The sequence below is a fragment of the Bacillus sp. FSL M8-0277 genome (assembly GCF_037975305.1).
GTDB lineage: Bacteria > Bacillota > Bacilli > Bacillales > Bacillaceae > Bacillus > Bacillus pumilus.
In genome coordinates this window covers 1,108,120-1,129,402 of sequence record NZ_CP150255.1, presented here as the reverse complement: position 1 = coordinate 1,129,402, position 21,283 = coordinate 1,108,120, and the positions used below count along the sequence as shown (strand labels likewise).

18 protein-coding genes are annotated in these 21,283 nt (G+C 42.0%); 10 read left to right on the top strand and 8 right to left on the bottom strand.

The genetic code is table 11. The annotated features are described in order from the left end of the window. Positions 1-84 precede the first annotated feature (84 nt). Entirely contained in the window at positions 85-1,926 is a 1,842-nt protein-coding gene (asnB, locus tag MKZ05_RS05455) for an asparagine synthase (glutamine-hydrolyzing) (protein WP_339161706.1), read from the bottom strand. Positions 1,927-2,081: 155 nt separating this feature from the next. On the opposite strand from asnB, the gene MKZ05_RS05450 reads away from it, so the two are divergent. Beyond that, positions 2,082-2,609 (top strand): DUF2777 family protein, encoded by a 528-nt coding sequence (locus MKZ05_RS05450; RefSeq protein ID WP_339161705.1) that lies wholly within the window; start codon positions 2,082-2,084, stop codon positions 2,607-2,609. A gap of 38 nt (positions 2,610-2,647) precedes the next feature. On the opposite strand, the gene MKZ05_RS05445 is transcribed toward MKZ05_RS05450, so the two are convergent. Both MKZ05_RS05445 and MKZ05_RS05440 read right to left on the bottom strand, forming a co-directional pair. Continuing rightward, positions 2,648-3,016 (bottom strand): YisL family protein, encoded by a 369-nt coding sequence (locus MKZ05_RS05445; protein WP_003212021.1) that lies wholly within the window; start codon positions 3,014-3,016, stop codon positions 2,648-2,650. A gap of 92 nt (positions 3,017-3,108) precedes the next feature. Then, on the bottom strand, positions 3,109-4,014 hold the full coding sequence (locus MKZ05_RS05440) for a fumarylacetoacetate hydrolase family protein (protein WP_050945352.1): 906 nt from the start codon (positions 4,012-4,014) through the stop codon (positions 3,109-3,111). A gap of 931 nt (positions 4,015-4,945) precedes the next feature. On the opposite strand from MKZ05_RS05440, the gene MKZ05_RS05435 reads away from it, so the two are divergent. From MKZ05_RS05435 to MKZ05_RS05400, 8 genes are all read left to right on the top strand, one after another. Then, the gene (locus MKZ05_RS05435) at positions 4,946-6,040 is read left to right on the top strand and encodes a CotH kinase family protein (protein WP_339161703.1); all 1,095 of its coding nucleotides are present in this window, start codon (positions 4,946-4,948) and stop codon (positions 6,038-6,040) included. Between the two features lie 122 nt (positions 6,041-6,162). Next, the gene (locus tag MKZ05_RS05430) at positions 6,163-6,324 is read left to right on the top strand and encodes an aspartyl-phosphate phosphatase Spo0E family protein (protein WP_012009503.1); all 162 of its coding nucleotides are present in this window, start codon (positions 6,163-6,165) and stop codon (positions 6,322-6,324) included. Positions 6,325-6,451: 127 nt separating this feature from the next. Then, positions 6,452-6,673 carry a spore germination protein gene (locus MKZ05_RS05425; protein WP_003211745.1) on the top strand — a complete coding sequence of 74 codons (222 nt, stop codon included), beginning with the start codon at positions 6,452-6,454 and terminating at the stop codon, positions 6,671-6,673. A 14-nt stretch (positions 6,674-6,687) separates the two neighbouring features. Further along, positions 6,688-6,921 carry a spore germination protein GerPB gene (locus tag MKZ05_RS05420; protein ID WP_003210877.1) on the top strand — a complete coding sequence of 78 codons (234 nt, stop codon included), beginning with the start codon at positions 6,688-6,690 and terminating at the stop codon, positions 6,919-6,921. Between the two features lie 31 nt (positions 6,922-6,952). Continuing rightward, positions 6,953-7,567, top strand: a complete 615-nt coding sequence (locus MKZ05_RS05415; protein ID WP_339161701.1) for a spore germination protein GerPC — start codon at positions 6,953-6,955, stop codon at positions 7,565-7,567. Beyond that, on the top strand, positions 7,564-7,740 hold the full coding sequence (locus tag MKZ05_RS05410; RefSeq protein ID WP_003210893.1) for a germination protein GerPD: 177 nt from the start codon (positions 7,564-7,566) through the stop codon (positions 7,738-7,740). The genes MKZ05_RS05415 and MKZ05_RS05410 overlap by 4 nt, the downstream gene beginning before the upstream one ends. After that, positions 7,740-8,171 (top strand): spore germination protein GerPE, encoded by a 432-nt coding sequence (locus MKZ05_RS05405; RefSeq protein WP_050945359.1) that lies wholly within the window; start codon positions 7,740-7,742, stop codon positions 8,169-8,171. Before MKZ05_RS05410 ends, MKZ05_RS05405 begins: the two co-directional genes overlap by 1 nt. Positions 8,172-8,193: 22 nt before the next feature. Then, complete coding sequence (locus tag MKZ05_RS05400) at positions 8,194-8,412, top strand: spore germination protein (RefSeq protein ID WP_003211468.1); 219 nt, start codon at positions 8,194-8,196, stop codon at positions 8,410-8,412. Positions 8,413-8,457: 45 nt separating this feature from the next. Here MKZ05_RS05400 and MKZ05_RS05395 read toward each other — a convergent pair whose 3' ends face one another. From MKZ05_RS05395 to addB, 5 genes are read right to left on the bottom strand one after another with little or no spacing between them, the layout of a single operon-like run. Beyond that, positions 8,458-8,757: a hypothetical protein gene (locus MKZ05_RS05395; RefSeq protein WP_106029934.1), complete on the bottom strand. Its 300-nt coding sequence runs from the start codon at positions 8,755-8,757 to the stop codon at positions 8,458-8,460. Between the two features lie 19 nt (positions 8,758-8,776). Then, positions 8,777-12,172: an SMC family ATPase gene (locus MKZ05_RS05390; protein ID WP_251191011.1), complete on the bottom strand. Its 3,396-nt coding sequence runs from the start codon at positions 12,170-12,172 to the stop codon at positions 8,777-8,779. After that, a complete protein-coding gene (gene sbcD, locus MKZ05_RS05385) occupies positions 12,169-13,344 on the bottom strand; it encodes an exonuclease subunit SbcD (RefSeq protein WP_044139868.1) in 1,176 nt (391 codons plus the stop codon). Before sbcD ends, MKZ05_RS05390 begins: the two co-directional genes overlap by 4 nt. A 26-nt stretch (positions 13,345-13,370) precedes the next feature. Continuing rightward, positions 13,371-17,069, bottom strand: a complete 3,699-nt coding sequence (gene addA, locus MKZ05_RS05380; RefSeq protein WP_339161697.1) for a helicase-exonuclease AddAB subunit AddA — start codon at positions 17,067-17,069, stop codon at positions 13,371-13,373. Then, positions 17,047-20,556, bottom strand: coding sequence for a helicase-exonuclease AddAB subunit AddB (gene addB / locus MKZ05_RS05375; protein WP_339161694.1), 3,510 nt, complete (start codon positions 20,554-20,556; stop codon positions 17,047-17,049). Before addB ends, addA begins: the two co-directional genes overlap by 23 nt. A 165-nt stretch (positions 20,557-20,721) precedes the next feature. Here addB and MKZ05_RS05370 point away from each other — a divergent pair, with 165 nt between their 5' ends. Then, positions 20,722-21,168 carry a ferritin-like domain-containing protein gene (locus tag MKZ05_RS05370; protein WP_003211961.1) on the top strand — a complete coding sequence of 149 codons (447 nt, stop codon included), beginning with the start codon at positions 20,722-20,724 and terminating at the stop codon, positions 21,166-21,168. The last annotated feature ends 115 nt before the right edge of the window (positions 21,169-21,283 follow it).

The following is a 21,283-nucleotide window of genomic DNA, read 5'->3' as shown; positions in this document are numbered from 1 at the left end:
CTTTCGATGTGCTCTATTCGTCTCATGTTATGTATCAAAAAAAGCCGGCTTCCCTTCAACAAATGTAAGAAAGCCGACCCTTTATTACGCTTCTATATCAATTCGATACGTTTCAAACCAATGATGAATTTGCGCCAGATGAGCGATTAATTGCGGGCCCTTCATGAGCTGGCCATACCAAGGCACTTGAAAGGAAGCTCCTTCCGTTTCAATCAGCTGCTTTAATTGATTAGGATCTAGAAATTCGTGAAGGACAGAATCTTTTTGCGCAAGGCAGTCTGTTAACATCTCTTTTACAGCCTGGGTATAGGCTGGATGATGTGTTTTCGGGTAAGGACTCTTCTTGCGATAAAGCACTTCATTCGGTAAAATTCCCTCTAATGCTTTCCGTAAAACCCCTTTTTCACGATTTCCATGCATTTTCATTTCCCAAGGAATATTCCATACATATTCGACAAGACGATGGTCCGCAAATGGTACACGTACCTCAAGACTCGCCCCCATACTCATTCGGTCTTTTCGATCTAGCAGCGTTGTCATAAACCAGACCATATTTAAGTAAAAAAGTTCTCTCCGGGCTTTATCTACTCCAGTTTCTCCATCTAAAAGAGGCGTTTCAGCCACGGTTTCTTCATATTTGCTTTGTGCATATTCTTTTAGTGACAGCTTCTTTTGCCACGAGTCTTGTAAGAGCTGCGTTCTAGCTTCCGTCGATCTCATCCAAGGAAAACCATTCGTTTCATTTGCCGAATGAAACCAAGGATAGCCTCCAAAAATTTCATCCGCACATTCACCTGACAAACCAACCACAAAGTCCTTTTTAATTTCTCGGCAGAACCAAAGCAAGGAAGAATCAATATCTGCCATACCCGGTAAGTCTCGGACCTCAACCGCTTCCTTTAAATAAGCAGCCAGCTCCTTTTGTCCAATGATGCAGCTGTGATGATTCGTTTGAAACGCCTTGGTCATGTGGTCAATCCATGGACCGTCCGCATTTGGCTGGAATTGACTTGCTTCAAAGAATTGATCATTCCCTTCGTAGTCAACCGAATACGTATGAAGCGGTGCTTTCCCTATTTTCTCAAAGTGCTTAGCGGCAATGGCGGTAATGGCACTCGAATCAACGCCCCCCGATAAAAATGTACAAACAGGCACATCAGAGACGAGCTGCCTTGTGACGGCATCTGTAAAGAGATCCTTGACGTGCTGTGCTGTGTCATCGAGCGAGTCCGTATGCACCTTGCTTTTGACATTCCAGTATCTCCACACACGCAATCCGTTTTTTGAAAAGGTCAAGGCATGAGCAGGTCTCAGCTCTTTTACCCCTTTAAACACTCCTTGCCCTGGTGTTCTAGACGGTCCTAAACCAAAAATCTCCGATAATCCCTCATGATCGACTTTTGCTTTCATATCAGGGTGAGCAAGAAGCGCTTTGATTTCTGAACCAAATAAAAAGGAATGATGACGTTCTGTATAGAAAAATGGCTTGACGCCGAGCCGGTCTCTCCCTGCAAATAATAATTCACGCTCACTATCCCAAATCGCAAATGCAAAAATACCATTAAAATGGGTCACACACTCTTCCTTCCATTCTGTGTAGGCGTGAAGAAGTACCTCTGTATCAGAATGCCCAAGAAAGCGGTGGCCCCTTTTTAACAATTCTTTTCTTATATCCTCTGTGTTATAAAGCTCTCCATTGTATACAACGGTATAAGCATGGTTTTGATGTGTATATGTCATCGGCTGTTTTCCGCCTTCTACATCTACAACCGCTAATCTTTTATGCCCAAATAGAACGTGCTCACTTTTCCACGTATTTGTATCGTCTGGCCCTCTTTTAGATAATGTATCTGTCATTTGATTGATTACATGGTCCTGTTGGATGAGCTGCTTTTTAAAGTCTGCCCAGCCTGTTATTCCACACATCATCATCAGCTCCCATCCGTTTTTCCTCAAGTGTTCTCATTCAGCCTTTCTTAGTTTATGCATCGTCTCCTTGATAGTTGATTTGTCCTTTTTTCTCGGGCGTATAGGACAAGCATGATTTGGTAAGAAAAGAAAGAGGAAAGGAGCGTCTGCAAATGGAAAAACGAATGAGGCAGCTTGAACGCTGCAGCCGAAGATGGTGCAGCGGGTATTTACTCATTGAAAACGGGCATTGTCTGATTGAAGATGAAGAAGGAGAAATCATGCTACCAGAAAGTCTTCAAAGTACGATGATCTGTTTGAAGGAAAATGATAGGTGGATAAAAGGAGAACTGCTCGGTTCCATGATCCTTCATGAAAATGGACAGCTGTTAGAAGTACAAGGCGGTGAAGAAATTCAATATACATCATCACTTGCCAAAGGCTTGCTTGACCTTCTCATGTTTGTTCCTGAAAACGTCTTTTATGAAATCACTGCACAGATAGAACAGCTTGGCTTTTCCGTCTATGATTGTGTTTTCTCCTCCTTTCATTCTTTTCAACGAGTTTCTTTCTTTCAGTTTTCGACAGATACACAATCGCTTGCCCTTCAATGTCACTGCGAGTACGCCGCGGGTCAAATTCGTTTTGAATGGACCACTTCTGACGGTCACCGGTCGGTTTCGCAGTTTGATGGCATATAAAAAGGACACTGCTTTGTATAAGCAATGTCCTTTTTATGTTAAAAGATATGGAAACCGATTGGCAGACGTAACCCGAGAAGAATGGTCACAATCGCGAGTACGATAAAACCAATCAATACACCAGTCACCGATTTTCCTTTTTTCTTGCGTACAAGAACCATTTCCATGAAGCCGATCACAAGGATACCGAAAATCATTTTACCGATATACTCGCCACCGAAACCTGGAATCTTCATTCCTGTGCGAACATACAGCTCTACGCCTGTGGCGATAATGATCAAGTACAATAGTCTGACAATCATGTGCACAATTTTAGCACCTTTGTCGTTTTTACCTGCTAGAGCAAAGGCCACGAAGAATAAAATAATTCCTAGCACCCATGCTGTAATATGTAAATGCGTTCCCATCTGTTATTTCCCCCTTTATCAGAACAATTACCTTCTCATCGTACCACGAAATAAGTCGAACACAAAGCGACAATCCTGTGTCATCTCACTCTTTATTTGACGCGATTTGATAGCGTCCCAATCGGTTCAATCGTGATGTCGATTCGATCCCCTGAAGCTAAAAATTTAGGCGGTTCAAAGCCTTTGCCAACCCCAGAAGGTGTTCCCGTTGCAATGATGTCACCAGCTTCTAGTGTCATCCCTTTTGAAAGAGTAGACACAATGTTCTCGATGGAGAAAATCATTAATTCTGTACTTGCAGACTGGCGAACCTCTCCGTTAACCTTTGTTTCCACATGGAGCGCGCCGTGATCCTCGATCACAGACTTATGTACAATATAAGGTCCTATCGGGCAGGTTGTATCTAAGCTTTTCCCTATAAAAAATTGTTTGTGTTTTTTCTGTAAATCTCTTGCCGTTACGTCATTTAAAATGGTGTAACCAAATAGATAATCATGGACTTCTTCAGGTGCAATATTCTTCCCTGATTTGCCCATCACGATCGCAAGCTCTCCTTCATAATCCAGTTCACTCGTCACATCTTCATGAAGGAGGATATCCGCTTCATGTCCAACGACTGAAGTAGGTGCCTTTGTAAAGATCATCACATCTTTAGGAATATCCGCTACACTTCCCATCTCCATGACATGATCTTGATAATTCTTTCCAACACACATAATGTTTTTAGCTGGCTTTGGAATCGGCGCATGGAGTTTCACGTCCGACAGCGGATAAACATAAGAACCGCGATCCTCTTCTTTTTTCTCAGCCCAGTCAAGGAGCTGTTTGACATGCTCAACAAACTTGTCCCCCATATGAATACATTCAGCTAAAGAGTTTGGCAGTGTCTCAAGCTCAAATAATTTGGCTTCTGCCTTTTTGACGTCCATGACCCATTCATCATCAATGACTACCCCGATAAACATCCTGCTATGTATCTCACCTGTAAAAAACTTCATGTTTTCCCCTCACAATCTTCATTTCGCTAAGTGATGATGTCTCATTTTATTTCTCTATGAAATAAAAAAAACCCTTTTTTATCATACTCTCTTTTAAAAAGGGTTTCAAAAAAGATGATCTGATGTTTAGCGGTAGCGGCGATACTCCCACATGTTCCCTTGATCCCATTTACGATCAACATTTCCTCTGCTGCGGGAATGATGCTTTTTCTTTCCACATCTTTTGCAAGAGCGACTGCTTCTATGGTGATGAGATCGCTTAGATCGATGGCTGCGGCGCGACTTGCGGCTCTTCTTATGATGCGATCTGTGCTTGCTGCGATGTGACTTGCGGCAGCTCTTCTTATGATGCGATCTGCATTTGCTGCGGTGTGACTTGCGGCAGCTTTTCTTATGATGGGATCTGTGTTTGCTGCGACATGACTTTTTCGGTTCGCTCTTTTTGCTTCTGCAAGATTTCTTGCTTTTATATGACTTTTTACTCTTCATGCTTTTCTTCGAGCGATAACTTTTCTTTGAACGATGGCTTCTGTAGCTTTTTTTACTGCGACATGATTTACGGCGTCCACCACCGCCAAAGAACCAATGACCGCGATTTGAATGACGAGAACGAGCTGACTTATGCGATCGTCTCGATTCTGGCTCACGATCTAAGTGATGATCACGTCCTTCACTTCGAAGTGAATCCACTGCATGTTCAATATGTGAATGATCAAATGTGCTCACGAACGATTCCCCTCCCAGTCTATACTTTGACAAAACAAACAGATCAAACTGTTTATCTTCTCTGCTTTATGTTACGAGACTTGGTAGACAAGTGTTCTTGGCGGATGCCCCTTTCTTTTAAAACTCCATGAATACCTAACAAACGGGTACAGGACATTCCTTCATTTTCATATCGTAAAGAAGAGCATAGGAGGAGGATGAACGCATGACTACAGAACCTTTAAAGCAAATGGATATTTGGATTCATCCAAAGGACCTGATTGAATTAAGAAAAGACATATGGAACGACGAACCTGTTGAGGCCATTTTGAAAACCGGCCAGATCAAATCGCACATTTATGCTTCATACCGAGGGTCTCATATTAGGAAACTTAAGAAAAAGTCCTATCAAATTGAATATCGAAAGCCAAAGCAAAGACAAGGCGAATCCATCTTTCATTTAAATGCGGAGTACAATGACCCTTCGTTTATCCGAAACAGGCTGTCCTTTTATTTCTTTGAGCAAATGGGCGTGCTAAGCCCTGCTGCGTCTCATGTGTTTCTCACTATAAACGGAAGAAAAGAAGGCATTTATTTAAAAATAGAATCCGTCGATGAGCACTTTTTTCAGAAAAGACAGCTTTCAGGAGGCGGCATTTATTATGCAGTCGATGACGACGCCAACTTTTCCCTTTTGAGTTCATTTGATAAAAAGCCAAAAAAACACCTTCTCCTCGGGTACGAGAAAAAAACAGGGAGTTCTCAACATGATCAGCAGCTAAGTGAATTTATTTACTTTCTCAACACAGCGAAAGATGACATATTTGCCGAAAAGATTGAGCATTACCTAGATGTGACCCAGTATTTCCGCTGGCTCATTGGTGTTGTGTGCACACAAAACTTTGACGGCTTTGTCCATAACTACGCTCTTTATGTGAATGAACAAGGCAGGTTCCAAGTGCTTCCTTGGGATTATGATGCGACATGGGGCCGTGACATTCATGGAGAAGAAATGGCGTTTGATTATATTCCAGTAAGCGGCTTTAATACTTTAACTTCTAGATTACTAGATATCCCTTCGTTTAAGAGAGCCTATTACACGCTTTTCCAGCACGTACTCGATACACAATTTTTAGAAGACCGGCTTTGTCCAATTATTGAAACATGGCATGCTTCTATTGAAAACCGAATCGGAGATGATCCTTATACAAGAGACCGAAAAGACATTCTAAGATCAGAGCGAGAGGTCATCCGGCAGTATATCAACAAAAGACGACGTTATTTACAGGCTGAAATAAGAAAAGAGAGAGATCGCACGTAAGGACGCTTTCGAATTTTGTCACTTTATTACTCATATTGACGAAACAACTTTTTTTATAGAAAAATAGGGTATACTAACCATATCCTTCTATTTGATAAAAAATGTGAGAGTTGGCGTCCGTTATGATCAATTATGAAATTGAACAAAAAAGATTACATTTAATTGAGACCGCAAAAAAATTCGGGATGAATGCCGAAGAAACCATCAGGTGCAGTCAAGAGCTTGACACACTCTTAAATAAAGGCATCAAATATACCTCGAATGAATGCTCTAAAAAAGGGTAAACCATACACCTCATTCCTCTCATCAAAAGCTTTCAAAAAGACAATCACACATTAAAAGACCCATCATAAGCTATGGTGAAACGCCCAAAAACAAAGTGCCTTATTTTTATAAAGGATGTGCACCGCTATGCCGGCTATTGTTGGAGCCTTTAAAGTAAATGCCGTCGGAACGAGCGGAGTCGTTCATGTTGGAGACTGCATCACCATTTCTCCAAATAGTCAGGTTAAAACGTTTGCTGGCGCAGGCAGTTTTAACACTGGTGATCAATTGCGCATTAGCAACTATAAAAGTGTGACAAATACGTACGACAGTGATGTCATTGATCAACCGCTTGTTGGTAACTTGTAAGGAGTGAGAATCCGTTGAACTTCTATATTAATCAAGCGATACAAATTAATTATTTGCGTGTAGAGTCTGTCAGTAACTCCTCTGTGCTGCAAATTGGGAGCGCTGGTTCAATTAAAGCTCTTTCTAATCTGTATAACACGGGCAGCTACGTAGAAGCAGCACCTGCCGCAGCAGGCACACAAGGAATTGAAGAATCCCAAGGCGCAAGCACAGCACCTTTTGTACCGCTTCAGTCACCAACAACTTAAGTTCATCTGCAATCCCCGGAGGTGTATGTCAATGTATGACTATCAAAGCAACGCTTCACAAGTATATGGCATCATTCAAAAACAAACACAACAAATCATGATGCTTGAAAAAAGGCTTAACGAACTTCAGCAGGAAATGCAAATGATCAAGGATAAACCGACAACGACGATTGAACGGATTGATTATCAATTTGATCAACTGAAAATCGAGCGGCTGGAAGGTACGCTGAATATCGGCCTCAATCCATCTGATCCAAACAGTGTTCAAAACTTTGAAGTGGGCCAAACAACAACCCCGGGCATTGGAATGATGCAGCAAGAAACGGCTGATCAATTTTTCAATCAAACACGCCAGCTTGTCGACGCATTCTTAAATGAAGAAGCGCCAGAACTTCTTGAAGAGCTGGAGCAGCGATATGAAGGGTCCCTGGATGAAAGCAACAAACACCACATCATTGATGACATCCGAAAGCAAATTGACAGCAGAATCAAATACTATGCAGGACAGCTCCCGCACCGGGAAGATATGACTCCGCTGCAGCGTTCAGAGCAAATTGCTGAATATGTGAAGCATGATGTTAAACGAGCGATTGAGCACTTCTTAGCCCATATTCCAAATGAAACGAAAGGAGAGGAAAACGGATGAATTTCACAGTCGTCAACCGCAACATCGAGACCGGAAGCATTAAAGTAGTTGGGGTTTCGTCCTCTTCCCTATTTATCATCGGGGACACAGATCATGTACAATTATCCTCCATTTTTGATACACCGCCAGAATCTTTGATCATTGGCCCGTTTGTTCCTCTGGCACCTCGATAATGATTAAGCGCACATCTCAAGTGAAGTTCTCGAAGGTGAATTCTGTCGGGATTTCGAGTGTCGTTCAAATTGGTGATACACAGGAGCTATGCCCGAAGGTCAAGGTGTTAGCTGTTCAACGGACGCTTAGTTTGTTTTATGGCTATGAAGCAGAAAACTTAAATGCGAAAGAATTTGAAGTATATTTTGAGCCGATTCCATTGATGCTGCCAGAACGATCAGTTAGAACGGCATTTTACCATGAAAAGCCTGTGATTAAAGTTTCTTCGATACATGTAGAAGGGGTATCATCGTCCTCTGTCTATCAAATCGGCTCTACTTGTAGAATGAATGCCGTTGCGCGAGTGAAGCATATTCGAGAGTTATTTAGCAACGACGAAAGTCCGCCAAACTCACAAGTGGACCTACCTGCGCATATGATGGTGATATGACTTCGAATAAAGGATGTCGATTATGCCAGCAATTGTCGGACCCATTTACATTAACTCTATTTCTGGAGGCGTCGTAAACGTCGGTGACTCATTTTACCTTTCACCTAAAAGTTCGTCAAAATCTGCTTTAGGCTCTGGAGCGGGGAATACCGGAGATTTCTTGATATTAAATAATGGCATTAGCGCCACCAACTATGTGGATCCTGACTTAAATGATCAGAATATGGTAGGCAATGCATAAAGCAGCTCCTCTACAGTCATTTCATGAGAGGAGCGCTTTTTATGCTTATTTTTTTCTACGTTGTCTCGATTTTTTTGTTTTAACCAGCTTGCTTGCCGGCTGTTTTCGAATCCATTTGATGTACGAAGCAAGCTTTTCATCCTGCCTTAGTGCATCAAGTGTGTTCAAGCGCACGGCAAGCTCCTGGTTTGTAAAGAGGGCATGCACTTGTTTATGGCAGGGGATACACAGGAAGGCAGTCGGTAAAAAAGCCCCACCTTCTTCTCTTGGTGTTAAGTGGTGTTCTGTGAGCAGGACATGTTGTCTTCCGCACAGCTCACATAATCCAATGGTTTGCTTTGCCACCCTGTCATCACCTCAACATTTACATTAATTCCATTGAGACCGTTGTCCCTTTCCCGCTTGGATCTGCTGGATGAACAATCAGTTTCTTCGGTAGTCTCATTTTCAATTCTTCCACGTGGCTAATAACACCAACTGCTAAATTGTGAGACTGTAGCTTTTCTAATGCGGTAATGACCGTATCAAGCAAGTCTTGATCGAGCGTACCGAATCCTTCATCAAGGAAAAAGAATTGCAGCGGGAATTCACCTCTCAGCTGAATTTGTGCAGAAAGAGCAAGGGCAAGCGCCAGTGATGTCAAGAAGGTTTCCCCGCCGGACAAGCTGGACACGGGACGCCTAACACCGCCATTTGCATCATCTCGCATAACAAAGCCGCCTTCTGAGTCGACCTCAATCGCATATCTTTGTCTCGTCAACATACCTAAGCGGGCGGATGCATCACGACTGACACTTTCCAGCTGTTCTTCTGCTAAAAATTCAACAAACGTATTCCCTTTAAAAACAGTTTGCAGTTTATCAAGGCGATCAATTTCTTCCTGCAGTGCTTCCAATCGTTCGTGAATACTTGCAAAGCGCTGATGATTCTCTTCAATCACACGCAGGTGTTCATGTGCGGACCCACTCATTGCTGTCGCTTCTTCCAATGCTTTTTCAGCTGCAGCTTTTCTGTGCTGAATGTCCGTCCACTGCTTTTCATCCAGTGACTCTTCTTTCAGTAATTCAGAAATTCGCTTTAAGTTTGCGGCACATTCCTTTCTTTTATCCTCAAACTCCTCAATTTCCTGTTTGACCGATTGACGTACTGGCTGTTCCATTGAAACAGACTCAATTTCCTGCGGCATATGAAAAGGAGAAGATTCTGCTTGTTTTTCCCATGCTGCTTCTGCTTCATGTTTTCGCCTGTTCGCCTCTTGAAGCTGACGCTCACTGCTTGAAAAATGACTTTGCGCTTCACTAAACAACTGCTGCGCGTGCTGCAATTGCTTGTACGATTGCTGCTCTTTTTCATTAAGAAGAGAAAGGGTGTGTTCAACCTCTATAAGTTCATCAGAAATTGAGGCAGCTTTTAATGGATATCGGCCTAAATCTGTTTCATATTGTTGGATAAGCTGCTGCTGACTTTCTAACTGATGCGCTAGTTTATCAAGTTCTTTCTCGACATTGTATATCACTGTCTGCAGCTGCTCTTTTGCTAGCTGTTTTTCTTCCAAAAACGTAATGCTTTTCTCAATACGTTCTTTATAGCCTTCCGCTTGTTGGTCCTTTTCATCGATTTGCTTTTGCATTTCTTGTACTTGATTCAATGTAAGATGCGGGAAGGTCTGTTCAAATTGAGTCGTTTGCTCTGAAAGCTCAGCATCAAACTCTTTGATCAGCACCTCTAATTCTTCGATGCGCTGCTGTTCAAAAGTCATTTGCTCTTTTATCTTGCTCATCTCTGCTACTTGATCATGCGTTTCATCCATTAAACGAGCTCGTTTATGTTCAACTTCTTGAGTATCCTGTTTTATGCCTTTCCATTCTTGCACCAGACCCTGCAAAGACTGCGAATTTTGTACCGTTTCTACTGCTGCAGCGACTTCCGCTCCAGGGGCTTTCTGAGATAAGAAAGCGAATTGCTTCACTAATTGATTGGCATGCGTTTCGAGAAGCTGCTTTGCGGCATACATGTCTCTCCCATAATCCTCTGCCTGCTTGAGCTCTTTGTCCATCCGTTGAATGACTTCATCGACTTGTGCCACGGTTTCTTCATGGTCATTGGATTGCAAAGCCTTTGGATCATGATGAATCGACCCACAAACCGGACATGGCTCACCATCTACTAGCTCTGCCGCTAATTCTTTTCTTAATTCTGCCGCCCTTACCGCATCACGCTGCTTTAATTTTTCGAGTTTCTGTTGTTGTTCTTTTTGACTCCATTCTGCCAGAGCTCGTTCGAGTTCACATACATAAAAATAGAGGTGTTCAATTGCTTGAAACGATTGGTCTATTTTTTCATAATGGTCGTTTTGCTGCTTTTGAAGCTTTTCATATGCTTCTGAAGTCTGTGAGGCTCGCTTGTTGAGCTCCTCCAGCTTTTGCTTTTCCTTTTGAATACTAAGGTTTATTCTTTCAACATTTTCACTTAAACGTAAAGCATCCTGTACACTTTTACGTTCTTTCACTGAAACTTGTAACTGCTCCAGCTCATTTTTCAGCTGTGTTTGTTTCGTTAGTGCACGCTCTAATAGAGATTGGAGATTCTCCGCTTCTTTCTTCTTTTGGAGGAGCTGCTGCGCTTTTTCATTTTTTTGGCGCTCTATGCTCGTCTTTTCCTGAAAAGCTGCCTCTTTTTTACGTTCAATTTCTTTTAGCTGAATCAGCTGTTCTTTCTTTTGGAGAAGGTCTGGCTCTGTCTCTATTTTCTTTTGCCGGGCTTGCTCATACTCCCGCACCATTTGATCATAGATCGTTCGTTGATGCAGCAGCTGCTTTTCTGCTTCCTGTTGCTCTTTCGATGCTTGAGAAAGCTGTTTTTCAGCCTTTGTCAATGCATCCGCATAGGGCTTTAGCGTCTCTGCCTGCTCTGCGATATGGAGCTTCGTCTTTTTCTCTTCTATTGATGGTGCCAGTAAATTCAGCTTGTTTTGTTCAGTCTCGTAAGCTTCTTGTTCCTTTTGATACTGCCAGATCGCTTGCGCCTTTGTAAAAGCAGTGAACGCTTCGTCCCGCGCTTGTTTTTTCTCATGAAAAATAGCCTTTGCCTGCTCAGCTGCTTCCTTTGCTTTTGCCAGCGCCTCTGGACCAGCTTCTCCTAAACCATTCAGTTCAGCTAGCAGTTCATTTTTTTGCCCATAATGCTTTTGAGCCTTTGCACGCAATCGCTTGACGAGTTGATCTCCATATTTCTCCAAGTTAAACAACCGCTGAAGCATTTGACGTCTGTCTGCCCCTTTGAGGGAGAGAAATTCTGCAAACTTCCCTTGAGGTAAGACAACCGCACGGGTAAAGTCATCAATGGTTAATCCGAGTAGTTCTTCTACTTTACGATTCACCTCACTCGCTTTATCTGCGAGAACTGTCTGCGTATCACCGATTTCAATTAGGCGGCATAATGTCGTTCTGACTTTCATTTCATCCGCTCGTTTGAAAGCACGTTCAACTTTATAAGAAATGTGGTGTTCCTTTTGCAAAGCAAATGTAAAGGAAACCGACAGCTTTTCTTCCGCTTGGTTCAAAATACCATGTGTATTATTTAACGCACGCTCCACTTTGCCATAGAGTGCCAGTGTCATGGCGTCTAATATGGAAGACTTTCCACTTCCTGTCGGTCCAAATATGCCAAACACACCCGCATCACATAATGAGCTAAAGTCAATTATTTGTTCTTCTCTGAAGCTATGAAGTCCTTTAATGGTCAGCGTAATCGGCTTCAAGTCGCTTCCTCCTCTTGCATATCATTGGCTAGCTCTAAAAACAGTTTGACTGTTTTTTCATCAGGCAGACCGCCACCTGTCTGGCGCTCATAAAACTTCACGAACCTCTCTTCGATCGAGAGTTTTTCCACTTGCTTTTGCTCTTCTATTTGCTGTAGTTCTTTGAACTTTGGACGAATGTGAACAAACCCACTATGCTGCTTTCGGAGCTGATGAATCTCTTCAATAGAGAGCTGATCTGTTAAATGAATCTCTAGATCAATCCATGCCTGAAGATCCCGTTTTTCATCCAGCCACTCGTACACTTGACTCAGTCCCTCAGTCGCCTTCCATTTCATAAGTGGTTTTCCGCTTGATAGAAACACTTCTTTCCAGCTCGCTTTTTCATTCGGTTTTGCCTCTACAATTGTGACTGATTTGGCGTAACCTGATTCAGAAAAGCTATAAGCAAGAGGTGATCCAGAATAACGAGCAATCGTTTTGGCACGTTTGATCGTTTGCGGCCTGTGCAAATGACCAAGTGCAACATAGCAAGCGGATTCTGGCAGGCTTTCAGCCGCAACAGTATATGCGCCGCCTACTTCAATCGGTCTTTCTGAATCTGTTTGACTTCCCCCTGCCACATAAATGTGGCTTGTTGCCATATTGACCGTATCCGGTTGAAATTGATTACTTAAATGTTGAAACGCTTGTTGAATCTTTAAATTGTAATGATCACGAAGCAATTTCTCTTCAAATGTTTCAGCTAGCACCTCATTTAGTCTCGCCTCAGACGGATAAGCGAGTGCTGCAATGGATAAACGTTCATCCGCAGAAGGAACATCGACACGGATGATGTCATTTGTCGGATATCCAATTAAATGAATCCCTTGATCATTTGTTAAAGGTGATGCGGCTGATAAACGATCCGGATTATCGTGGTTGCCTGAAATGACCACTACCTGGCGTTTTCCTTTATCAGATAAGGCAGATAGACTTTCATAAAAAAGCTGCTCTGCTCTAGCAGGCGGATTCACAGTATCAAAGGCATCACCGGCCATCACAATGACATCAATGTGTTCGTCTTTCACGATTTGATACAGTTCATCTAAAAACTGTGCTTGCTCATCAAGCCGGCTTCGACCTTCAAGGGTTTTCCCTAAATGCCAATCCGCTGTATGCAGAATCCTCATGTGATTCACCTCTCATTCCGATACATTTATAAAGAAATTTCTAAATTTCCATCGAAGAAATAGAGAATTTTCTCCTCTAATGTTCTGTTTGTCAAACGCTCTACAGCTTTTGCATATAAGGCTATTTGGGTTTCATAACGCTTTTTCAAGATCGGTTCAGCAGCGTCAACTGTATATCTGCCTTGTACTCTATCAGTTTTATAATCTAGTAAATATAGCTTTCCATCTGTTTCAAATAAACAGTCAATCATCCCTTGAATCAGAACAGGCTCTCCCTCAGTATCAATATGACTGTATACCTCTTTAACAGGTAACACCATACTAAATGACACCTCTCGTTTTACCCAGTCCGCTTTTAGCAGTTTTTGACCAATTGAAGTAGAGAAGAAAGAAGCAATTCCTTCTTGATTAATTGATTGGATCTGCTCATCTGTTAGCAAGTCTCGCTGCTGTAAGGATTCGAGCAGGTGTCCTATACGTGATTCATCATAGGGCTCCTCAGAAGGGAGCGGGATATGCTGCATCACTGTATGCATTGCGGTGCCTTGTTCTGCGGCAGTGAGTGTTTTCTTCTTCATGAAAGCTGGCCGGTCATACAATGTTGCACGAGCTTTTCGAATAGAAGAAGGAACACTGTACTCATCCTGTATTTCTTTCATTCTTTTTATCTCGGAAACAGACTGCTTTGTGCCGACTTGCGAGGCCGCTAGATACGGATATTTCCATGAGAGTCTCTCTGCCACCTTCTCATCAGCATCACCATATCCTTCAACAGGTAGACCATCGATCAATGCTTGTACAATCTCGTCTTGCTCCTTTTTTTCAAGTGACATATCTTCCTTTAAAAGATCAGAAGCTTGCGTAAATGAGATAGTGAATGTAGACGGATGCGAAAGAACAATATCTCCTGTTTCTTCTAAAACAGATGACATCGCTTGATGACGGATAAGGGCAGGGCCAATGAAATCTAAGTATGTTTTCGATTGATACCGTTCAAAATCAGGGAGCAGCCACTCTTCTCCGGTTGCGGCATTTTGCCATTTGCTTAATGCTTTCACCTGATTTTTGACAGAGCCGACTAGAAATAATTTTTCTTTAGCCCTTGTGAGCGCTACATATAGGACCCTTAATTCTTCAGATAACAACTCTTTTCTCATCTTTTTTTTCATCGCCACAAGCGGTAATGTCGCATAACTAATTCTCAGCTCAGGATGGATGTACTTGCTTCCAAAGCCTAGTTCTTTATCAAGTAAATAGGGCTGGTTTAAGTCCATCATATTAAAGTTTCTGCCGAGCCCTGCGGTAAAGACGACTGGAAATTCTAATCCTTTACTGCTGTGGATCGTCATCATACGCACAACGTCCTCTGTTTCACTGAACGTTTTTGCTGCACCAAGATCATCCCCACGCTCCTGCATTCTTTCAATAAAACGAAGGAATCGGAATAGCCCTCTAAAGGCAGCTTTTTCGTATTGCTTAGCCCGGTCATAAAGGGCACGAAGATTTGCCTGTCGCTGCTTACCTCCAGGCATTCCGCCAACATAATCAAGATACTGCGTATCACGGTAGACTTCCCAAATTAATTCTGCCACCGAATGATTGATAGAAAAATCACGCCACTTGCGCAGTAATTGGAAAAATCGCTCTAGTTTTTTGCATGTAGGGTGATCAGAATGCGTCACACTCATGAATGCCTTTACAGCATCATAATACGTGCCTTTTTTATCACTCGTTCGAATCAGAGCCAATTCATTTTCGTCTAAATGAACAATAGGTGATCTTAAAACAGCAGCAAGCGGGATATCCTGATATGGATTATCGATGACTTTTAACAATGAAAGAATGACAGACACCTCTGTTGCTTCAAAATAACCAGAGGAAAGATTCGCATATACAGGGATTCCCTGCTTCTTTAATTCCTCCATCATTTGTGGAGCCCAAGGCATAGACCGAAGCAAAATGACAATGTCACGATACTGCAAATTACGGGTCATTTGCTGCTTTGCATCGTACACTTGAAATGGCTGCTCCACTAATTCTTTTATTTTTTTAGCAATGATTCTCGCTTCAAATTGGACGGTCTCGAGCTCTTCTCGCTCTTCGCCGGTTTCTGCTTCCTGCTGATCTAAGTGGACAAGAAGCATTTCTGTCGTTGTATCTTTGCTTTCTGGATAACTCGCTCCAAGCTTTAATTCAGCTTGTTCATCATATTCAATTTCTCCCACTTTTTCCCCCATCAGCTGCTTGAACAAAAAGTTCGTACTATCTAAAACATCTGAACGGCTACGGAAGTTTTTATTTAAATCGATTCTCTTCCCTGTTTCTTTGCCGTCTGGTTGAAAGTGTTTATATTTGTTTAAAAAGAGCATAGGCTCTGCCAGCCTAAAACGATAAATTGACTGCTTTACATCACCAACCATAAACAGATTGCCCTCTGCAGAATGTTTCCCCTTAGATACAAGCTTTAAAATCGTTTCTTGTACAAGGTTTGTATCCTGGTATTCATCAACGAGCACTTCTTCAAACTGCTGTTGATAGTATTTGGCAGCTTCTGTTTCGATCAAATGTCCTTCTGCATCCTGCTCCGCTAAAATGCGTAAGCAATAGTGCTCTAAATCCGAAAAGTCGACAATTGACTTTTCCTGCTTCGCTCTTTCGAAACGCTCACCAAATTGGATCACAAGCTCTACAAGCGTCTCCACAACTGGCTTCATTTCAGCTAAGCTTTTTAAATGTTGGGCAGGACTGCGCATGAAGTATTCATCTTTTAGTTTTTCTAATTGTTTTTTTGCTTGATTACGTGCATCTGTGGATTTTTCTAAGAGAGCAGGGTCATATTCGTCCCCTTTGCACGTTTTGAGCCTTTTAAAATTGACGTTCGGCAAAAGCTCATAAAGCTTCTCAAAATCATCTTGATGACGGATTAATTCATTGACTTGCTCTAAATCATCTATAAAATTCTCTGCTCTCGGTGCTGGGCCGCCCGGTTCTTTTGATAGCGAAAGAGCTCGTTCAAGCAGCTCCTGGCAGCTCCGGAGAACGAGAGAAAGATCTTCTTTGATATATGGATAAAACGGTAATTCTTCTACTTTTGTTTGAGCATCTACATCATAAAGTGAAAGAAATGCCCGCATCCATTGCTCCGGAGAAGGATGAGATCTCGAAAACTCATAAATTCTCTTCACGAGCCATTGCAAATCTAAGTCGTGACGGTCAGATGTGTAACGATCAACCAATTCAAAGAATGATGGCTTTCCAGCCTTATATTCATCCTCAAACAGTTCGTCTAACACTTCATCTCCTAATAATTCTCCTTCTGTTTGGTCAGCCAAACGAAAGCCTGGATCAAGATCAATTTCATAGTAAAAGGTGCGCAAAACCTGCAAGCAAAAGGAGTGCAAGGTTGAAATATTGGCTCGATTCATGAGGGACAGCTGCCTTCTCATATGAAGAGACCCAGGGTTTTTGGCTAATTCTTTTTCAAGTGCTTCTGTGATCCGATGCTTCATCTCTGCCGCAGAAGCATTTGTGAAAGTCACAACGAGCAGACGATCCACATCAACTGGATGTTCAGGCCGGGTCATTTTTCGAATCAGGCGTTCAACCAAAACAGCTGTTTTACCTGACCCTGCCGCCGCCGCAACCAAGATATCTTGTCCTTCTGAAACGATGGCTTCCCACTGGTCATCCGTCCACGTACTGTTATTCGGTTTTGGTATTTGCATACTGATCCCCTTCTTTTTTGATCCGTTCTATCACAACATCATCCTTTTCAGAGGTGAGCACCCTAAAATCATTATCTTCTATTGATTCATCGAATTGGCAAATAGACTTGAATGAACAAAAGCGGCAAGGTGTTTGATCCTTTAATTTATATGGATTAATTGCGACCTCTCCATTTGTAATTCTTTCGCCTGCTTCTTCAAATGTGCGCCGAACGTGTTGTGTGAGTATATGGAAATGATCCTCACTTAAAACTGCCGAATCAGAACGGAAAGACCCATCCTTTTTCAAACCGGCTTGAATGACTTGCGATCTACCTGAATCAAGCGTTTGATCCATTAGCTTTACTGCTTCCACATCTTCAAGCAATAAACCCTTCATTTTAAATTTCTTGAAGATTTCCTGCTCAATTTCATCCTCTGCAAGTGGAATCGGTGCTTGAATGAGCGGATCATGAATATGGAAATATAAAATGCCAGCAGGCGTTGCTTCTACGCCGAGCCACTCTTTCGAATACGTAATGGTTAGGTCTAAGTATGTGAGCATTTGCAAGGCAAGACCATAGTATACTTCTGCTAGGTCAAGACCTTTCTCACTGGATTTGTAATCGACGATTCTTAAAAGCAGCCCTTTTGAACCTTCTGCCTTATCTACCCTGTCAATCCTTCCGACAAGCTCCATCGTGCAGCCATTCTTTAATTGAAAAGTAAACGGCGGCAAAGGCCCTTGACCTCCAAAACCTAACTCAAGCCCTACCGGAGAAAATCCACTCAATTTGGCATGTTCACTTAATATAGAAGAGACTCGAATCAAGATTTTCTGAAGCTTTTCTTTAATATAAGCATGCCGATTAGAGCTTAATAGAATCTCCTTTTGAAGACGCGGAGCAAGCTGTTCGATTGCATGTCTTGAATAGGTGACACAATCTTCCTTCGTTAGGTTTTTCCAATCCTTTTTTTGTTCAACTAGCGTATCTGAAATATGCTTCAAAGCCGAGTGAAACAGCTGGCCGATATCGGGTGCTTCCAATTTGTAAAATTGTCGATCCTTTAGTTTTAAACCGTGGGAAGCAAAGTGAGAGAATGCACACGCATTGAACTTCTCCATTCTTGAAACACTGCCCTGAATATGGTCACCGTAAAGCTCTTTTGTGACATTAGGCTTTAATGGCTTCGCTCGATTTGTAAAGAACAAGCTTGACATGATGTTTTTTGATACATCCCGATGAGGAGATCTCATTAAGTAGTTATAGACACTCCACCATACACCGCTGATGGGATATTGATTGAGCCATTGCTGCAGCTGTGAGACGGTATAAGACAACGAAACATGCTCATTCGCTACAAATTTTAATTGCTCATCGTCTTCCAGCTGTTCTGGATCTAACACATAAAGAGCCTGCTGATGATTTGGCATAAGCTCTTGGCAATACTTGATGAGTGTTGAAGGCAATAGAGAACGTCCTTCTGCATCAGAAGCCGCATAGGATAGATACAAATGATGGGATGGACTTGATAACGCTTGGTAAATTAAAAATTGCTCATCTAGCAGCCGTTCTTTTCCTGTCTCTGCCAGCTCTGCTCCTGCTCGTTTTAACCATTCTCGGTCATCCTCAGACAATACACTCTCATCAGAGGGACGTGCGGGAATAACGCCATCATTTACACCAATGATAAACGTACACTTCACTTGATACATTCTGGATAAATCCATACTTCCAATAAATACTTGGTCGAGTGAAGGCGGAATCAAAGCGAATTTTAGAGAAGCTAACCCTGTATCTATCATCTGTTGGAATAAGGGAAATGAGAGCTCTTCGTCACCTAGTATGTCAACAAATTCATCCATTAATTGAATCACCGCATCCCATACTTGCCCGTGCTGCATTGCTTCAGCTAATCGACCTGCTTCTTCAGCCTCAAGCCTCGCCTTTTCAAGCTTATCTGGTACTTGTATCTCTTCTAAAAAGACATAGACAGCCTCTACCATGTCCCTTACCTTTTGCGCTTTTTTGAGCCTTTTCTGCAACTGGTAAAGCGGGGGCGCGATCCATTCTTTGACGTCATTTAGCATTTGTTCCATTTCAATTTCTTGATCTGTTTGTCCGAAATCCTCATCTAATGATTGGAAACGCCTGTAATGAAACCGGGAACCGTTTGTCCAGCGCTCTCCTTTTACACCATAAGCAATGCAATAGTTTTCAAGCTGATCTGCCTGCTCTCTCGCTTTGTTCTTAGTGATTTCAAGCGGAAATAAGAACTCTGTTTTCACGCAGCGAAATACCGCTTCATACCGCCAATTTCCTTTTATGACATCCAAGCTCGAACGAATTAATTCAATGAGCGGATGATACTGCATCGATTCATTTCCATCAATAAAAAAAGGAATATCGTAATCTCGAAAAACCTCTTTTAACGTATCTTTATAGTCATCTACATGCCGCGCTACAATCGAGATATCTCGCAGTCTGAGTCCTTTTTCTCTCACTAAATCAAGGATATCTCTCGCTACTCCCTCAATTTCAGCTCGTTTATTTGCACTTTTAGACACTGTGAGATGAGGGGTGTTTTCCTGATATGGCTGAACGGGCCGCTGCTCATATTGGTGTTCTAAATAAGCAAGATCTGGTGTATAAAGGTGCCGATGATTTCTTTCAAAAATATTTTCAGAAATGTCAGCTCCCCACTCTTTAGCAAGCTGATAGAGCTGGAAATACGTTTTACCTGTCATACGAAATAAATCAAGTTCATTTGGCTGCCTATCATGATAGGATCGATCTACTGTGAAAGCCGCAGTTATTTTTGCTGCATGCAGCAAGAGCTGTTCAATGACAAGAAGCTGCTGCGGTGTAAATTGATAAAAACCATCTATATAGATGTGTGCTCCTTTTATTTCTTCAGCTGAAGGAATTTGCTGGGAAAGAAGAGTCAAATAGTCTTCTGAGTGCACATATTCATCTTGTAAATGCTCCTCCATCTGCTGATAAAGAACATGGAGATCATGCAATTTTTCGGCTGCCCGTCTTTCTTCTGTATACTCTGAATGCATGCTAGACGCTGAAATCTTCTCAATATCCTCTGGCAGCATACAGTATCTTTTTAATTCAGCCATCGTTTTTTCGATTTGCTCCACAAACCCCGGCTTATCACTCGCTTTTTTGAATACTTTAAACTTGTCTTTCTGCTCTTCAATCACTTTTCTTAAAAGCATTTGAATTCCTGTGCTTGTCACAAATTGCCGATTCGCTCCACCAGTCTGCTGTAAAATCGACCAAGCAAGACGAGTGAAACTAAATACTTTAGCTCTGATCATTCCACCAGCTTCAGACGTTTTCGCAAGCTCATATTCCATTAAAAATGTCATTTGATCCGGGACTAAAAAAATGATTGGCGGACCCAACGGATCAAGCCGAAGCTGTTCTTTGATTTCCTCTAAGATTGCAGTCGTTTTTCCACTCCCCGATCTGCCTGCTAAAAACTGAATCTCCACGTTCCACAACACCTTTCTTATGTACTCATATTCTAGCGAAAATAAAGGTAAATAGCTATTTTCCGATCACGTTCCCATTCTCCTTTCTGAAAAAAGACATAGGCACCTTTCCTCACTCTTTTCATATCATAAACCATCATGAACTAAAAGGAGGCTGGCAATATCATGTATTACGGTTACTATGACTACTCGCCTTATGACATGCGCCAAAACACAAGGATCATTTCAGACCTTGAGAAAGCGATTAATGGTGAGTATTCTGCGATCCAATGCTACGAAAAACTTGCCCAAAAGGCAAAAAATCCTGAAGCAAAAAAGATCATTCAAGAAATACGCCAGGATGAAGTCAGACACTATCAACTATTTTCAAAGCTATATTATTCTTTAACAGGGAAAAACCACAAACCAAGCGTAACAGAACCTTGTCCAGACCAATTCAGAGAAGGACTTATGTTTGCCTTTAAAGATGAACAAAAAACGGTCGATTTTTACTTAAGCGTATCAGACTATGTCCGGGATCAAGGAACAAAAGAGCTAATGAAACGTATCGCTCAAGATGAGCAGCAGCATGCTGTATGGTTTTTATATCTTTTAACGCACCATGTATCATAGATAGTCCTATTTTAATAGGAGATCGTATGTTCCGTCAAAAAATGAAATCGATTTTTCGTTCATTCAATCTATTAAAGAAAGCGCTAAATGTAGCAAATCCTCACATCCCTTCCTT

Coding starts and splice junctions, on each gene's coding strand:
- sbcD (WP_044139868.1), bottom strand. CDS start 13,344: ATGAGGATTCTGCATACAGCGGATTGGCATTTAGGGAAAACCCTTGAA.
- MKZ05_RS05415 (WP_339161701.1), top strand. CDS start 6,953: ATGTATGACTATCAAAGCAACGCTTCACAAGTATATGGCATCATTCAA.
- MKZ05_RS05370 (WP_003211961.1), top strand. CDS start 20,722: ATGTATTACGGTTACTATGACTACTCGCCTTATGACATGCGCCAAAAC.
- addA (WP_339161697.1), bottom strand. CDS start 17,069: ATGCAAATACCAAAACCGAATAACAGTACGTGGACGGATGACCAGTGG.
- MKZ05_RS05400 (WP_003211468.1), top strand. CDS start 8,194: ATGCCAGCAATTGTCGGACCCATTTACATTAACTCTATTTCTGGAGGC.
- MKZ05_RS05440 (WP_050945352.1), bottom strand. CDS start 4,014: ATGAAGTTTTTTACAGGTGAGATACATAGCAGGATGTTTATCGGGGTA.
- MKZ05_RS05410 (WP_003210893.1), top strand. CDS start 7,564: ATGAATTTCACAGTCGTCAACCGCAACATCGAGACCGGAAGCATTAAA.
- asnB (WP_339161706.1), bottom strand. CDS start 1,926: ATGTGTGGAATAACAGGCTGGGCAGACTTTAAAAAGCAGCTCATCCAA.
- MKZ05_RS05435 (WP_339161703.1), top strand. CDS start 4,946: ATGACTACAGAACCTTTAAAGCAAATGGATATTTGGATTCATCCAAAG.
- MKZ05_RS05430 (WP_012009503.1), top strand. CDS start 6,163: ATGATCAATTATGAAATTGAACAAAAAAGATTACATTTAATTGAGACC.
- MKZ05_RS05425 (WP_003211745.1), top strand. CDS start 6,452: ATGCCGGCTATTGTTGGAGCCTTTAAAGTAAATGCCGTCGGAACGAGC.
- MKZ05_RS05445 (WP_003212021.1), bottom strand. CDS start 3,016: ATGGGAACGCATTTACATATTACAGCATGGGTGCTAGGAATTATTTTA.
- MKZ05_RS05405 (WP_050945359.1), top strand. CDS start 7,740: ATGATTAAGCGCACATCTCAAGTGAAGTTCTCGAAGGTGAATTCTGTC.
- MKZ05_RS05450 (WP_339161705.1), top strand. CDS start 2,082: ATGGAAAAACGAATGAGGCAGCTTGAACGCTGCAGCCGAAGATGGTGC.